Origin of the sequence: Burkholderia lata (assembly GCF_000012945.1) — a bacterium.
GTDB classification, from domain to species: Bacteria; Pseudomonadota; Gammaproteobacteria; order Burkholderiales; family Burkholderiaceae; genus Burkholderia; species Burkholderia lata.
In genome coordinates this window covers 1,344,460-1,359,068 of sequence record NC_007509.1, presented here as the reverse complement: position 1 = coordinate 1,359,068, position 14,609 = coordinate 1,344,460, and the positions used below count along the sequence as shown (strand labels likewise).

The 14,609-nt window shown below is 66.4% G+C and carries 11 protein-coding genes; 8 read left to right on the top strand and 3 right to left on the bottom strand.

From position 1 onward, the window contains the following. The first annotated feature begins 51 nt into the window (after positions 1 to 51). The gene (locus tag BCEP18194_RS05785) at positions 52 to 1,383 is read left to right on the top strand and encodes an epoxide hydrolase family protein (protein ID WP_011350394.1); all 1,332 of its coding nucleotides are present in this window, start codon (positions 52 to 54) and stop codon (positions 1,381 to 1,383) included. A gap of 31 nt (positions 1,384 to 1,414) precedes the next feature. Here the strand turns inward: BCEP18194_RS05785 and BCEP18194_RS05780 are convergent, their stop codons facing one another. Beyond that, positions 1,415 to 2,062, bottom strand: coding sequence for a LysE family translocator (locus tag BCEP18194_RS05780; RefSeq protein WP_011350393.1), 648 nt, complete (start codon positions 2,060 to 2,062; stop codon positions 1,415 to 1,417). A 110-nt stretch (positions 2,063 to 2,172) separates the two neighbouring features. Here BCEP18194_RS05780 and BCEP18194_RS05775 point away from each other — a divergent pair, with 110 nt between their 5' ends. Continuing rightward, positions 2,173 to 3,024 carry a LysR substrate-binding domain-containing protein gene (locus BCEP18194_RS05775; protein ID WP_011350392.1) on the top strand — a complete coding sequence of 284 codons (852 nt, stop codon included), beginning with the start codon at positions 2,173 to 2,175 and terminating at the stop codon, positions 3,022 to 3,024. A 22-nt stretch (positions 3,025 to 3,046) separates the two neighbouring features. Here the strand turns inward: BCEP18194_RS05775 and BCEP18194_RS05770 are convergent, their stop codons facing one another. Beyond that, on the bottom strand, positions 3,047 to 3,943 hold the full coding sequence (locus BCEP18194_RS05770; protein ID WP_041492526.1) for a LysR substrate-binding domain-containing protein: 897 nt from the start codon (positions 3,941 to 3,943) through the stop codon (positions 3,047 to 3,049). A gap of 153 nt (positions 3,944 to 4,096) precedes the next feature. On the opposite strand from BCEP18194_RS05770, the gene ydiJ reads away from it, so the two are divergent. Next, positions 4,097 to 7,150, top strand: a complete 3,054-nt coding sequence (gene ydiJ / locus BCEP18194_RS05765) for a D-2-hydroxyglutarate dehydrogenase YdiJ (protein ID WP_011350390.1) — start codon at positions 4,097 to 4,099, stop codon at positions 7,148 to 7,150. Between the two features lie 324 nt (positions 7,151 to 7,474). Here ydiJ and choX read toward each other — a convergent pair whose 3' ends face one another. Next, positions 7,475 to 8,422, bottom strand: coding sequence for a choline ABC transporter substrate-binding protein (gene choX / locus BCEP18194_RS05760; protein WP_011350389.1), 948 nt, complete (start codon positions 8,420 to 8,422; stop codon positions 7,475 to 7,477). A 310-nt stretch (positions 8,423 to 8,732) separates the two neighbouring features. Between choX and BCEP18194_RS05755 the strand changes: the two genes are divergently transcribed. The 5 genes from BCEP18194_RS05755 to BCEP18194_RS05735 all read left to right on the top strand — a co-directional run bounded on the left by BCEP18194_RS05755 (position 8,733) and on the right by BCEP18194_RS05735 (position 14,555). Further along, positions 8,733 to 9,875 (top strand): aromatic ring-hydroxylating oxygenase subunit alpha, encoded by a 1,143-nt coding sequence (locus tag BCEP18194_RS05755; RefSeq protein ID WP_011350388.1) that lies wholly within the window; start codon positions 8,733 to 8,735, stop codon positions 9,873 to 9,875. Positions 9,876 to 10,022: 147 nt separating this feature from the next. Then, the gene (locus BCEP18194_RS05750) at positions 10,023 to 10,952 is read left to right on the top strand and encodes a 3-keto-5-aminohexanoate cleavage protein (RefSeq protein ID WP_011350387.1); all 930 of its coding nucleotides are present in this window, start codon (positions 10,023 to 10,025) and stop codon (positions 10,950 to 10,952) included. Positions 10,953 to 10,996: 44 nt separating this feature from the next. Continuing rightward, positions 10,997 to 12,424 (top strand): gamma-aminobutyraldehyde dehydrogenase, encoded by a 1,428-nt coding sequence (locus tag BCEP18194_RS05745; RefSeq protein WP_011350386.1) that lies wholly within the window; start codon positions 10,997 to 10,999, stop codon positions 12,422 to 12,424. An 82-nt stretch (positions 12,425 to 12,506) separates the two neighbouring features. Next, positions 12,507 to 13,487, top strand: a complete 981-nt coding sequence (locus BCEP18194_RS05740; RefSeq protein WP_011350385.1) for a PDR/VanB family oxidoreductase — start codon at positions 12,507 to 12,509, stop codon at positions 13,485 to 13,487. Positions 13,488 to 13,553: 66 nt separating this feature from the next. Next, positions 13,554 to 14,555: a 3-hydroxyacyl-CoA dehydrogenase NAD-binding domain-containing protein gene (locus BCEP18194_RS05735; RefSeq protein ID WP_011350384.1), complete on the top strand. Its 1,002-nt coding sequence runs from the start codon at positions 13,554 to 13,556 to the stop codon at positions 14,553 to 14,555. The last annotated feature ends 54 nt before the right edge of the window (positions 14,556 to 14,609 follow it).

Genomic DNA, 14,609 nt, shown 5'->3' with positions numbered 1-14,609 from the left:
GGCTACAAATCAGTAGTACTGATATGAAAAACCTCGAAAACAGGAGCATGTATGCCAATCGATATCCTTCCGCCGGTGCCGTCGCGGCGTCAATTCATGGGCGTCGCCGCCGCGGCCGCCATGGCGGGTTCGCTGAGTCGTCTTGCCTTTGCAGAAGCGGAAGCGGCGCAGCCCGTCACCGGTATCGCGCGATCGGCCGGTGGCGCGGGGGCCGCCGTGCGTCCGCTGCGGGTGCATGCGACGGACGCGCAACTCGTCGATTTGCGGCGACGGATCGACGCGACGCGCTGGCCCGAACCGGAAACGGTCGCAGATGCATCGCAGGGGGTGCCGCTGGCGACGATGCGCAAGCTCGCACGCTACTGGGCGACCGACTACGACTGGCGCAAGATGGAAGCGAGGTTGAACGCGCTCCCGCAGTTCGTCACCGAGATCGACGGGCTCGACATTCATTTCATCCACGTTCGCTCAAGGCATCCGGATGCACTGCCGATCATCGTCACGCACGGATGGCCGGGCTCGATCATCGAGCAACTGAAGATCATCGGCCCGCTTACCGATCCGACGGCATACGGCGGAACGGCGTCGGACGCTTTCGACGTGGTGATCCCGTCGCTGCCGGGCTACGGGTTGTCGGGCAAGCCGGCTGCGACCGGCTGGGATCCTGCCCGCATCGCGCGAGCATGGATCGTTCTGATGAAGCGTCTCGGATACCGGCGATACGTCGCGCAAGGTGGTGACTGGGGCAATGCAGTGACCGAACAGATGGCGCTGGTCGCGCCGCCGGAATTGCTCGCCATTCACACGAACATGCCGGCCACCGTACCGGACGACATCGCGAAGGCGCTCAAGTTCGGCGAACCCGCGCCCGCCGGTTTGCCACCCGACGAGCAGCACGCGTTCGAGCAACTGGACTCCTTCTACCGGCATGGCCTGGGTTACGCGCAGGAAATGGCCAACCGCCCGCAGACGCTGTATGCCATCGAGGATTCGCCGATCGGTCTCGCCGCGTGGATGCTCGACCACGATGCCAGTGGCCTCGCGCTCATCACGCGTGTCTTCGATGGCCGCACCGAGGGACTGACACGGGACGACGTGCTCGACAATGTCACGCTCTATTGGCTGACCCGCACGGGCATCTCGTCGGCGCGGCTGTACTGGGAAAACAAGCTCAACTTCTTTGAGCCGAAGCACGTGGCCATTCCGGTGGCCGTGAGCGTGTTTCCGGACGAGATCTACGCGGCGCCGAAGCGCTGGGCGCAGAACGCGTATCCGAGGCTGATCCACTACAACCGCTTGCCCAAGGGCGGCCACTTTGCGGCGTGGGAGCAGCCTCAGGCGCTGTCTGAAGAGCTGCGCGCGAGTTTCCGCGCACTGCGTTGAACGGTATCCGGTCGATGGCGTGATTGGCGCACTATGCCATCCCCGCCATCCTCGACGCATCGACCACCATCTGCACGCCGAGCCCGCCGAGAATGAGCCCCATCGCCCAGCGCTGCGCGAGCAGCAACATCGGGCGGCCGTGCAGGAACGTCGCGATGCTGCTCGAACAGATCGCCACCAGCCCGTTCGCGGAAGCGAACGCGGCGATCAGCAGCGAACCGAGAAACAGCGATTGCCCGAGTACGCTGCCGTTCCGGTAGTCGATGAACTGCGGCAGCAACGAAATGAACAGCATCGCGAGCTTCGGGTTCAGCACGCTGGTCGTCGCGCCCATCGCCAGCAGCCGCAGCGGGCGCTCGCTCGGCAATGCCTGCACCTCGAACGGCGAGCGGCCGCCGGGCCTGACGGCCTGCCACGCGAGATACAACAGGTATGCCGCCCCGACCACGGCCAGCCCGCTGCCCGCATAGGGCACGCTCATGAACAGCGTCGTGATGCCGAACGCCGCGCCGAACATGTAGAACAGGTAGCCGATCATCACGCCGCCGAGCGAGATGAGCCCCGCCGTGCGTCCTTGCGCGATCGAGCGCGACATCACGTAAACCATGTTCGGCCCGGGCGTGACCGCGAGCATGCCGCCGATGACGAGAAATCCGTAGAGCGATCCGGACGTATGCATGTCTGATGATTCCTGCAACGAGTGAGAGCTGACGGAATGCATTGTCCGACCGTGGAGGAGAACAGTAAAACGGGATAAACTGAATCGATTAATCAGTTTTTCTGAATGCGATGAAAAAGCTCGACCTCGATGTGCTCGCGATGGTGGTGGCCGTGGCGGAATCCGGATCGTTCGCGCAGGGCGCGCAGGCCGTGCACCGGTCGCCGTCGGCGGTGAGCATGCAGATCAAGGCGCTGGAAGATGCGCTCGGCAAGCCGCTGTTCATCCGCGACACGCGCAACGTGACGCCGACCGACGACGGCACGATGCTCGCCGAATACGGCCGCCGGATGCTGGCGATGCGCGACGAGGCCTGGGCGTCGGTCGTGCGCCCGGAGATCCGCGGCCGCGTGACGATCGGCGTGCCCGACGATTACATCTCGTCGCTGCTGCCACAGGTGCTCGGCAAATTCGCCGCGATGCATCCGCGTGTGGAAATACGCGTGATCGGCCAGCCGAGCAGCGCGCTCGTGCCGATGCTGAAGGACAACACGGTCGACCTCGCGTGCCTCACGCGGATCAAGGGCGTGACCGGCGAGCTGATCCGGCTCGAACCGCTCGTCTGGGCCGGGTCGCCGAAGCGCAACGTCTGGGAAGAGCGGCCGCTGCCGGTGGCATTTTTCACGCACGGCGGCAGCGCGGCGCGCGATCACGCGGTCAAGGCGCTGAACCGGCAGAAGATCCCGTACCGGATGTCGTACGAAAGCCCGAGCCACCTCGGCCTGCTCAGCATGGTGGAGGCCGGGCTCGCGGTTGCGCCGCTGGCGCGCTGCTGCGTTCCCGATCATCTCGTGCAGCTGTCGGAAAGCCACGGGCTGCCGCCGCTCGGCGAAATGGAGGTCGTGCTCGCGCGCAGCGCGCAGTCCGCGCGCCCGCCGTGCGACTACCTGGCCGAACAGATTCTCGGCGAATGGCGCACCTGAGCGGCCCGCCAGCGGCCGCGTATCAGCACGACTTCAGCAGCCATTCGCGGAACGCGACGAGCGACGGCAGCGTCTCGTTCCCCGGCGGGTAGACGAGGTAGTAGCTGCGCTGGCTGGTGATCGCGTCGCCGATCGACACGAGCTCGTTGCGGCTCAGTTCGTCTTCCACCAGCACCTTCGGCACCAGCCCGATCCCCATCCCGGCCCGCACGGCCTGGATCAGGTGCGACGTCAGCTCGAAGCTCGGACCGATGCGCATCTGCCGATGGTCGAGGCGGTAGTGCGAAAACCATTCCGCCCATGCCTGCTGGTTGCTCGTCACGCCGAGCAGCGTCTGCTTCGCGGCCCACGCCGGCGTGCGTGCGTCGGCCTTGCGGCGGCTTGCGCTGCCGGTGTCCGGCGGCGCGATCGCGATCAGGAACTCGTTGTACAGCCGGTGCGCGTGCAGGCCCGGCCAGTCGCCCGCGCCGACGGTAATCGCCGCATCGAGGTCGTCGTTGAGGAAATCGACGCCGCCGATCCGCGAATGAAGGTGCACGGTCACGCCCGGATGCGCGGTGTAGAAGTCGTGCAGGTGCGGCAGCAGCCACTTCGAGCCGAAGGTGGGCAGCGTCGCGAGCCGCAGCGTGCCGGCGCCCGCCTGGTGCGACATCGCCTGCAGTGTCGCGCCGCGGATGCGTCCCAGGGCGCCGCTCAGCTCGGCGAAGTAGCGGCGCCCAACCTCGGTCAGCTTGACCGAGCGGCCTTCGCGCCGGAACAGCGGCACGCCGAGCTGATCCTCGAGGGTCTGAACCTGCCGGCTGATCGCGCTCTGGCTCAGCGACAGTTCCTCGGCGGCACGCGTATAGCTTTCATGCCGCGCGGCGGCCTCGAACACGAGCAGCAGCGACATCGACGGGGTGAGGCGACGGTAATTCATGAGTTTTATGCAATATTCGCCGGAGCAGAATTCGTTTGTTTCTCGCGAAGTATCCAAAGATACTGGAATTCCCGGTCGCGTGGAAACTTGCTAAAAAATCATGTTTTGGCCACGCGAGCCGGCCGGTTCCACCCACATTGCCGCTTTTGCCCCATGTCGATCGCCTCGTTGCCCCGTCCCGCCAGCCCGCCCGCGCATGCGTACCGTGACTTTCTCGCCGCGCTGCAGGCCGCCGGATTCGCCGGGGAAATCCGCGCGGACCATGCGAACCGGACGGTGCAAGCCACCGACAACTCGATCTACCAGCGCCTGCCGCAAGCGGTGATCTGCCCCGCGCATGCGGACGACGTCCGGTTGCTGGCGCGGCTGCTCGCCGAGCCCGCGCATCGCGACGTCGCGGTGGCTGCGCGCGGCGGCGGCACGGGCACCAACGGGCAGTCGCTGACCGACGGCGTGGTCGTCGACCTGTCGCGCAACATGAACCGGATCCTCGAAATCGATGTCGAGCAGCGCTGGGTGCGCGTGCAGGCGGGCGTCGTCAAGGATCAGCTCAATGCGGCGCTGAAGCCGCACGGGCTGTTTTTCGCGCCGGAACTGTCGACGTCGAACCGCGCGACCGTCGGCGGGATGATCAACACCGACGCGAGCGGGCAGGGCAGCTGCACGTACGGCAAGACGCGCGACCACGTGCTCGAGCTCGATTTCGTGCTGATGGGCGGCGAGCACCTGCACAGCGACGCGCTCGCGGACGACGAACTGGAGCGCCGCTGCGCGCGCGAGGACCGCATCGGCAAGGTTTACCGCACCGCGCGGCGCATCAGCGATGACAAGGCGGCGCTGATCGAAGCGAAGTTTCCGAAGCTCAACCGCTGCCTGACCGGCTACGACCTCGCGCACCTGCGCGAACCCGACGGCCGCTTCAACCTGAACAGCGTGCTGTGCGGCGCGGAAGGCTCGCTCGGCTTCGTCGTCGAGGCGAAGCTCAACGTGCTGCCGATCCCGAAGTACTCGGTGCTGGTCAACGTGCGCTATGCGGGCTTCATGGACGCGCTGCGCGACGCACGCGCGCTGCTCGCACACGAGCCGCTGTCGATCGAGACGGTCGACTCGAAGGTGTTGATGCTGGCGATGAAGGACTTCGTGTGGAGCAGCGTGGCCGAGTATTTTCCGCAGGACGACGCTCGGCCGACGCTCGGCATCAACCTGATCGAATTCAGCGGCGACGACGCGGATGACGTCGATGCGCGCGTGCGCGCGTTCGTCGACCATCTGCGCACCGATACCAGCGTGGAGCGCCTGGGCCACACGCTCGCGGCCGGCGACGACGCGGTGAAGCGCGTGTATGCGATGCGCAAGCGCGCGGTCGGCCTGCTCGGCAACGTGCAGGGCGAGGCGCGCCCGCAGCCGTTCGTCGAGGACACCGCGGTGCCGCCCGAGAACCTTCCCGCGTACATCGCCGAATTCCGCGCGCTGCTCGACGGCCACGGGCTGCAATACGGGATGTTCGGGCACGTCGATGCGGGCGTGCTGCACGTGCGGCCGGCGCTCGACATGAAGGATCCGAAGCAGGCGGCGCTGGTGCGGCCCGTGTCGGATGCGGTGGCCGAGCTCACGCAGCGGCATGGTGGCCTGCTATGGGGCGAGCACGGTAAGGGCGTGCGCTCCGAATATGCGCCGGCGTTTTTCGGCGAGCTGTATCCGTCGCTGCAGCAACTGAAGGCCGCGTTCGATCCGCACAACCAGTTCAACCCGGGCAAGATCGCGACGCCGCCGGACCACACGATGCGGCTGCTGAAGATCGACGAAGTGCCGACGCGCGGCGACCACGACCGGCAGATCGACGAGCGCGTGTGGCAGAGCTACGGCACCGCGATGCACTGCAACGGCAACGGCGCGTGCTACAACTTCGATCCGGACGATGCGATGTGCCCGTCGTGGAAGGCGACGCGCGAACGCGTGCAATCGCCGAAGGGGCGTGCGTCGCTGATGCGCGAATGGTTGCGCCTGCAAGGGCAGGCCGGCGTCGACGTCGTCGCGGCGGCGCGTGCGCGGCAGCCGTTCCTGAGCGGCCTCGCGACGCGCTGGCGCAACAGCCGCGCGGCGCGCAGCGGCGAAGCCGATTTTTCGCACGAGGTGTACGACGCGATGGCCGGGTGCCTCGCGTGCAAGTCGTGCGCGGGGCAGTGCCCGGTGAAGGTGAACGTGCCGGAGTTTCGCTCGCGCTTCCTCGAGCTGTATCACCAGCGCTACCTGCGGCCGGTGCGTGATTACCTGATCGGCTCGCTCGAATTCACGATGCCGTGGATGGCGCGGGTGCCCGCGCTGTACAACGGGCTGATGCGGGCGGGATGGGTGCGCACGGTGCTGGAGCGGCACGTCGGGATGGTCGACAGCCCGCTGCTGAGCCGCTTCGATCTCGCGGCCGTGATCCGTCAGTGGCACGTGAAGCCGGCCGACCCGCAGGCGCTCGCCGCGCTGAGCGACGCGCAGCGCGCCCGCAGCGTCGTCATCGTGCAGGACACGTTCACGCGCTTTTTCGATACCGAGCAACTGGCGACGCTGATCGAGCTGGCGGCGCGCACGGGCATTCAGGTGTGGCTCGCGCCGCTCGCGTCGAACGGCAAGGCGCTGCACGTGCAGGGTTTCCTGCGCGCCTTTGAGCAGGCCGCGATCCGCAATGCGACGCAGCTGGCCGCGCTGGCACGCTCGGGCGTTGCGCTGGTCGGCCTTGATCCGGCGATGACGCTCACGTATCGGCAGGAATACCTGAAGGTGACCGGGCTCAGCGATGTGCCGAAGGTCGCGCTGCCGCAGGAATGGCTGCTGCAGGCACTGCCGGAAGCCGGTGTCGGTGGCGACGGCGTGCCTATGTCGTACCGGTTGCTGCCGCACTGCACGGAGAAAACCAATGCGCCCGACAGCGGCAAGCAATGGGCGCAGGTGTTCGCGCGACGCGGGCTGCGGTTGAAGGTTGAGGCGACCGGGTGCTGCGGGATGTCGGGCACCTACGGGCACGAGGCGCGCAATCTCGCGACGTCGAAGACGATCTACTCGCAGTCGTGGGCGGCGCACGTGGACGGGCCTGAGGACGAAGGCGAGGCGCTGGCGACCGGCTATTCGTGCCGCAGCCAGGTGAAGCGGATGTCGTCGAAGCAGGTGCGCCATCCGTTGCAGGCGCTGCTCGATCACGTGCGGGCGGCGGGGTGAGGGCCGGGCGAGCTGTGCGTCGTCGCAGACACGCGGCTGCCGGCCGGCCGCGCATTCACGTCGGGCCTTGATATTCCGGAGCCTGCAGGAAGGGGATATTCGCCACGGCTCCGGATGCCGCCCCCGCGTTGCTCCCCCGCCTTATCGCTGGTTCCTCGCTTCATCGACCATCGAGCACCATCGCTCCAGCGGATGCCGGGCGAGCAGCGCTGCGCAATGAATCGCAAGCGCCGGCAAGCGGAGCAGGAAACCCTTCCATCGATCGGCCATCGTGTTCTCCGGTGTCCCGTTTGCGAAGCGGGCGATGTGTGTCGCCCGCGCCCTCTATAGTCCGAGCGCCGTTTTCACGGTGGCCAGCCCGTTCCTGCCGTCGAAACTCGTGACACCGTCGAGCCAGCCGTCGAGCACGTCGGGATGCTGCCGGAGGTACGCCCTTGCCGCGTCATCGGGCCGCGTCTTGTTCATCACGTCGAGCATCAACCGGTTTTCCATGTCGGTCGTAAAGCGCAGGTTCGAAACCAGCCGCCCCGCATTCGGGCAGCGTTGGGCAAAGCCGTTCGCCGTCAGCGTGTACACGCGGGCTTCTCCGTAGTTCGGGCCGAACGACGCGTCGCCGCCGGCGAGATACTGGATCGGCACCTGGATGTTCATCGGGTGCGGCGCCCATCCGATGAATACCACCCATTTCTTTTCGCGTACCGCGCGCTGGACGGTGACCAGCATGCCCGCTTCGCTCGATTCGACGAGCTTGAACCCGCGCAGGCCGTGCTCGTTGTTGTCGATCATTCGCTGAATCGTGGCGTTCGCGCTGCTGCCCGGTTCGATCCCGTAGATCTTTCCGTCGAGTTCGGCGCGGTGCTTCGCGATGTCGTCGAACGACCGGAGCCCACCCTGGTACGCGTAGTCGACCGTGGCGAGCGTTTCTTTCGCGCCGGACAGGTTCGGCGGTTCGAGCTTGACGAACGCATGCGAATCGAGGAACGGCTGGATCTGCTTGTCCTGAATGGGCCACCAGTAGCCGAGCGACACGTCGATCTGCCGGCTCTTCAGTCCGGCGAAGGAGATCGGTACGGACGACAGCGTCGTCGTCGGGCGATAGCCGAGACTCTCGAGCAGCAGCGACGCCAGCGCCGTGGTGACCGTAATGTCGGTCCAGCCGATATTCGAGAGCCGCACCGGTCGGCACGCTGCGTCGTCTTGCGCGGAAGCCATGCCGGGCAGCGACGACGCGATGACCAGCGTCGTGAGCATGCGAGCCATTCTGGATTTCATGTTCGGGCCGGAAGAAAGGGGTGAGGGGGCAAGGGTTTCGAAAGGCACCCGGGTTCACGTGTGAAAAGTGGAACCGCGCTGCACACCATGCTAGCGAAGCCGCCGGAACGGGAAACCGCCAATTGCGACATCAAGTTATGAAAATCGGCCGGCTCGTGCCGCTGCCGCGCATGCGGGGGTCCAGCCCAAGTTTTTTTGGGGCAAATGGCTTTTTTTTCATCGTTTGCGAAGGCCATCACCGATGCGTAACTTCAGCACCGAAGCGCAATTTGCCGAATCGAAAATCCCGTCCCCCTTTCAGGAGCATGCAATGAGCGAATGTCTCGCGCAGCAGGACCTCGAGATCGCCGGCCGTGCATTCAATGCGAAGGACGTCGCCGCCTCGTCGACGCTGAATGCGAAGTGCTACACGGACCCGAAGTACTTTGACGCGGAACTGGACGCCGTTTTCCGCCGGTCGTGGCAGTGGGTGTGTCATGCGGAAAAGGTGCGCGAGCCGGGCGCCTACTATGTGGCCGACGTGGCCGGCCGGAGCATCGCCGTAGTGCGCGACCGGGCCGGCAGCCTGCGCGCGTTCTACAACGTCTGCAAGCACCGCGCGCATCACCTGCTTGCCGGCGAAGGCAAGGCCCGCGTGATCACGTGCCCGTATCACGCGTGGAGCTACAACCTCGACGGCGGGCTGCGCCAGGCGCCGATGACGGAGACGCTGATCGACTTCAGGAAAGAGGAGATCTGCCTGTCGCAAGTGCAGGTCGAGGAATTCTGCGGGTTCGTGTACGTGAACATGGACCCGGCCGCCGCGTCGCTCGCGTCGCAAAGCGGGGACCTGAAAGCCGAGATCGACCGGTTCGCGCCGGACGTCGGCACGCTGACGTTCGCGCGTCGTCTGCAGTTCGATATCCGGTCGAACTGGAAGAACGTCGTCGACAACTTCCTCGAGTGCTACCACTGCCCGACCGCCCACAAGGATTTCGTGAGCCTGCTGCAGTTCGACACCTACAAGGTGACGACGCACGGGATCTACTCGAGCCACATGGCGAAAGGCGGCAACGCCGGCAACACCGCGTACAGCGTGGAAGGCGCGACCTGCGACGACCACGCGGTGTGGTGGGTCTGGCCCAACACGTGCCTGCTGCGTTATCCGGGCCGCGCGAATTTCCTCGTGCTGAACATCATCCCGGTGGCGCCCGATCGCACGATCGAGACCTACGACTTCTACTTCGAATCCGCCGAGCCGACGCCGCAGGAGATCGAGGCGATCAACTACGTCCGCGACGTGCTGCAGCAGGAGGACATCGACCTGGTCGAAAGCGTGCAGCGCGGCATGAGCACGCCCGCGTTCGAAAGCGGCCGGATCGTGAGCGATCCGCAGCAGTCGGGCATGAGCGAGCACGCGCTGCATCACTTCCACGGGCTGGTGCTGAAGGCCTATCAGGACGCACTGAGGTAACGCGGTCGTGGCATGCCGGCGCGCGCCGGCACCTCGCCGGACCGATGGCGGCGCGCTCGAATCGTCTTGCGAATACCGGTGTGTCGAGGCAAACGCGAACGCGATCGCGACGACACCGGCCAACCTGCACAAGTCAAGGTCATCACCATGTCGAACAGCATCATCATCACGTGCGCGGTCACGGGCGGCATCCACACGCCGACCATGTCGCCCCACCTGCCCATCACGCCCGCGCAGATCGCGGCGGAATCGATCGCGGCGGCCGAAGCCGGCGCATCGATCATCCATCTGCATGCACGCGACCCGGAAACGGGGCGGCCGACGCCCGACCCGAAAGTGTTCATGCAGTTCCTGCCCGTCATCAAGGCGAACAGCGACGCGATCATCAACGTGTCGACCGGCGGCGGCCTCGGCATGACGCTCGAACAGCGCCTCGAAGCGGCCCTCGTCGCGAAGCCCGAGATGGCGTCGCTCAACTGCGGGTCGCTCAATTTCGGCATCTTCCCGATGCTGCAGAAGCACGCCGAATGGCAGCACGACTGGGAGCCCGCGTTTCTCGACATGACGCGCGACTTCGTGTTCAAGAACACGTTCAAGGACATCGAATACACGCTGCGCGAACTCGGCGAGACGCACGGGACGCGCTTCGAGTTCGAGTGCTACGACCTCGGCCACCTGTACAACCTCGCGTATTTCGTCGACAAGGGGCTGCTGAAGCCGCCGTTCTTCATCCAGATGATCTTCGGGATCCTCGGCGGGATGGGGGCCGATACGGACAACCTGAGCCATCTGCACAGCATCGCGCAACGGCTGTTCGGCGACGGCTTCGAATGGTCCGTCCTCGCGGCCGGGCGCAACCAGATGAAATTCGCGACGCAGTCGGCCGTGATGGGCGGGAACGTGCGGGTCGGGCTCGAGGACAACCTGTACATCGATCGTGGCCAGCTGGCGGCGTCGAACGCCGACCAGGTCCGCAAGATCCGGCGCATCGTCGAGGAGCTCGGCTTCACGGTCGCGACGCCCGCCGAGGCGCGGGCGCGGCTGGGCCTGAAGGGCCGCGACCAGGTCGGGTTCTGAGCGCGGCAGAACAACTTTCCGGATCTCAAACAGGTCGATTAGTCATGCAAACGATGAACCTGATCAATGGTGAGCGGGTAGCGGGCGACGGGGAAGCGTTTCCGGTCGTCAACCCGGCGACGGGCGAAACCGTCGTCACGATGCGCGATGCGTCGGCCGAGCAGGTCGATGCGGCCGTCGCGGCGGCGGCCGCGGCATTCCCGTCGTGGTCCGCGACGCCGCCAGGCGCGCGGGCGGCGCGCCTGCTGGCGCTGGCGGATGCGATCGAGGAACGCGCGGACGAGTTCGCGGCGCTCGAATCGCTGAACTGCGGCAAGCCGTTGCACGCGGTGAAGGCGGACGAGCTGCCGTTGACCGTCGACGTGTTCCGTTTCATGGCCGGCGCCGCGCGTTGCGTGTCGGCATCCAGCGCGGGCGAGTACGTGGCCGGGTTCACGTCGATGATCCGGCGCGACGCGGTCGGCGTGGTGGGATCGATCGCGCCTTGGAACTACCCGCTGATGATGGCGGCGTGGAAGCTCGCGCCGGCGCTGGCGGCCGGCTGCCCGGTCGTCCTGAAGCCGTCGGAGCTCACACCGCTGACGTCGCTGCGCGTTGCGGAACTGGCGGCCGAGCTCTTTCCGCGCGGTGTCGTCAACGTGGTCGTCGGCCGTGGCGCGACGACGGGCGATGCGCTGATCAACCATCGTCAGCTCGATCTCGTGTCGCTGACCGGCGGCCCGGCGACGGCGAGCCGGATTCTCGAAGCGTCGTCGCGCAAGCTGATGCATACGCACATGGAGCTGGGCGGGAAGGCGCCGGTCATCGTGTTCGACGACACGAACCTGGACGCGGCCGTCGAAGGCATTCGCAACGCGGCGTTCTTCAACGCCGGGCAGGATTGCGCGCAGCCTTGCCGGCTCTATGTCGAGGACGGGATCTACGACACCTTCGTCGCGAACCTGGCGAATCGCGTCGCGTCGATCCGGCTCGGCGCACCGGACGATACACGTACCGAAATGGGGCCGGTGATCTCCGAAGGCCATCGGCGGCGCATCGCCGGGTTCGTGGACCGCGCGCGTGACCTGCGCCATGTCGAGATCCTGACCGGCGGGCGTGACGTCGCCGGCGGCGGCTACTTCTACGAGCCGACGATCGTCGCGCATGCGCGGCAGGACGACGAGATCGTTCAGCGCGAGGTGTTCGGCCCAGTCATCTCCGTCACGCGGTTCAGCGGCGCGGAACAGGCGATTCATTACGCGAACGACAGCCCGTACGGCCTCGCGTCGTCGATCTGGACGCGCGACGTGGGCAAGGCGATGACGGTCGCGTCACGCCTGCGTTGCGGCATCACGTGGATCAACGCGCATGGCGTGGCCACCGCCGAGATGCCGCACGGCGGCATGAAAGCGTCCGGATACGGGAGCGACATGTCCGTCTACGCGCTGGAGAACTACACGACCGTGCGGCACGTCCAGATTGCCCACGCGTAGCGGACGATTTTCGGCGCGCGGGTAGCGCCTGCCGACGGACCGGCGGCGACCCGGCATCCACTCACCAGATCCAGAGGTAACGATGACGCAACATCAAAGCGGTGCGCTGGACCGGCAAGTGCTGATTGTGCGAGACGTGGCCGACGAGGCCAACGGTATCCGCAGCTACGAACTGGCCACGGAAGACGGTGCGGACCTGCCGGCCTATGAGCCGGGCGCGCACGTGGCCGTCCACCTCGAAAACGGCATCACGCGACAGTATTCGCTCTACGAAGCAGCCGGGCTCCGGAAAACCTACCGGATCGCCGTGCTGAAGGATCCGGCAAGCCGTGGCGGATCGCGCTTTCTGCATGAACAGGTGAGCGTCGGTGAGCGAGTGCGGATCAGCGGGCCGTACAACCATTTTCCGATGACGGCCGGCGCGACGTCGTCGCTGCTGATCGCGGGCGGCATCGGGATCACGCCGATCCTGTCGATGGCGGCTCGCCTGTTCAGCGAAGGGCAGCCGTTCGCGTTGCATTACTGCGCGCGGCGCGAGCAGGACGCGGCGTTCGTCGATCTCCTGCGGCGCGGTGTGCCGTTCGCGGCGCACGTGCACCTGCATTTCGACGGAGGCGATCCGGGCAAGGGGCTTGACGTCCGGTCGCTTCTCTCGGACGTAACGGAGGGCCGCCATCTCTATTGCTGCGGCCCCGGCGGCCTGATGAACGCGGTGGAAGCCGCGGCATCGCACTGGCCGGCGGGCACCGTGCATTTCGAGCGCTTTGCCGCCGAGACGGCGGACGCAGCGGAGAACACGGCCTTCCGGATTCATCTGTGCAAATCCGGCCTGGACCTGGACGTGCCGGCCGACAAGAGCGTGCTGCAGGTGCTGAAGCACGCGGGATTCGACATCAGCACGGTCTGCGAGCAGGGCGTGTGCGGCGCATGCCTGACCGACGTGGTCGACGGCGTGCCGGAGCACCGCGATCAGATCCTGACCGACGAAGAGAAGCGCGCGAACGACGTGATGGCGGTGTGTTGTTCCCGGTCGAGATCGCCTCGACTGGTGCTGGACCTGTAATGACGCCCGGCGGGCGGATCTCGACCGCCGGTCTCCCGATACTCGAATTCAGGATGGAAGAGCACGATGAGCACGCTGCATGACATGCCCCATGGCATCGAAGTCGTTGGCATTCTCGGGGCCGGCACGATCGGCGCAAGCTGGGCCGCGCTGTTTCTGGCGGCCGGGCTGGAGGTCGACGTATACGATCCGTCGCCGGAAGGGGAGGCGTTCGTTCGCGACTATGTGCGTCACGCGTGGCCGAGCCTGGAGCGGCTCGGGTTGGCCCGGCGGGGTGATCCGGGACGGCTGCGCTTCGTGGCGACGCCCGAGGAAGCCGTGGCCCGCGCGCAGTTCGTGCAGGAAAGCGTGCCCGAGCGGATCGAGATCAAGCACGCGTTGTACCGGCGTATCGAGGATCATCTCGATCCTCGCGCGATCGTCTGCTCCAGCGCATCGGGCCTGCTCGTGAAGGAAATGCAGGCGGGCTGGAAGAACCCGGGCCGCTTCATCCTCGGGCATCCGTTCAATCCGCCTCATCTGATTCCGCTGGTCGAGCTGCTGGGCAACGAGAAGACCGAGCCCGGCGTGCTGGAACTCGCCGAGCAGTTCTATGCCGCCTGCGGAAAGATCACGATCCGGGTCAACAAGGAAGTGCCGGGCCACGTCGCTAACCGGTTGCAGGCGGCACTGTGGCGGGAAGCGATTCATCTGGTGGTCGAAGGGGTCGCGACGGTCGGCGACGTCGACAAGGCCGTTTCTGCCGGCCCGGGCCTGCGATGGTCGGTGATGGGGCCGCACATGCTGTTCAACCTCGGCAGCGGCGGCCACGGGCTCGGCGTCTTCTGCGAGCGTTTTGCGCCGTCGTTCCATCGCTGGTGGGACGATCTCGGCCATCCGACGCTCGATCCGGAGACGATCCGGATGCTGGTCGACGGCGTGAAGGCGGAAGAAGACGGCCGGCAATTCCACGACCTGGCGGCGGAGCGCGACCGCAAGATCGTCGAAGCGAGCAAGGCGATCACGGATGCGGCGTACCCGACCCGCGCGATCGATGTGGTGGGCGAGCGGAAGGTCGCGGCCCGATGAAACCCGCCGGGCGCCGGCACGAAGCCGCCGCCCGGCCTACGTCGACGACACGTC

Excerpts from the sequence above, each read along its gene's own strand:
- BCEP18194_RS05735 (WP_011350384.1), top strand. The coding sequence starts at position 13,554 with ATGAGCACGCTGCATGACATGCCCCATGGCATCGAAGTCGTTGGCATT.
- BCEP18194_RS05750 (WP_011350387.1), top strand. The coding sequence starts at position 10,023 with ATGTCGAACAGCATCATCATCACGTGCGCGGTCACGGGCGGCATCCAC.
- BCEP18194_RS05745 (WP_011350386.1), top strand. The coding sequence starts at position 10,997 with ATGCAAACGATGAACCTGATCAATGGTGAGCGGGTAGCGGGCGACGGG.
- BCEP18194_RS05755 (WP_011350388.1), top strand. The coding sequence starts at position 8,733 with ATGAGCGAATGTCTCGCGCAGCAGGACCTCGAGATCGCCGGCCGTGCA.
- ydiJ (WP_011350390.1), top strand. The coding sequence starts at position 4,097 with ATGTCGATCGCCTCGTTGCCCCGTCCCGCCAGCCCGCCCGCGCATGCG.
- BCEP18194_RS05785 (WP_011350394.1), top strand. The coding sequence starts at position 52 with ATGCCAATCGATATCCTTCCGCCGGTGCCGTCGCGGCGTCAATTCATG.
- choX (WP_011350389.1), bottom strand. The coding sequence starts at position 8,422 with ATGAAATCCAGAATGGCTCGCATGCTCACGACGCTGGTCATCGCGTCG.
- BCEP18194_RS05775 (WP_011350392.1), top strand. The coding sequence starts at position 2,173 with ATGAAAAAGCTCGACCTCGATGTGCTCGCGATGGTGGTGGCCGTGGCG.
- BCEP18194_RS05770 (WP_041492526.1), bottom strand. The coding sequence starts at position 3,943 with ATGAATTACCGTCGCCTCACCCCGTCGATGTCGCTGCTGCTCGTGTTC.
- BCEP18194_RS05740 (WP_011350385.1), top strand. The coding sequence starts at position 12,507 with ATGACGCAACATCAAAGCGGTGCGCTGGACCGGCAAGTGCTGATTGTG.
- BCEP18194_RS05780 (WP_011350393.1), bottom strand. The coding sequence starts at position 2,062 with ATGCATACGTCCGGATCGCTCTACGGATTTCTCGTCATCGGCGGCATG.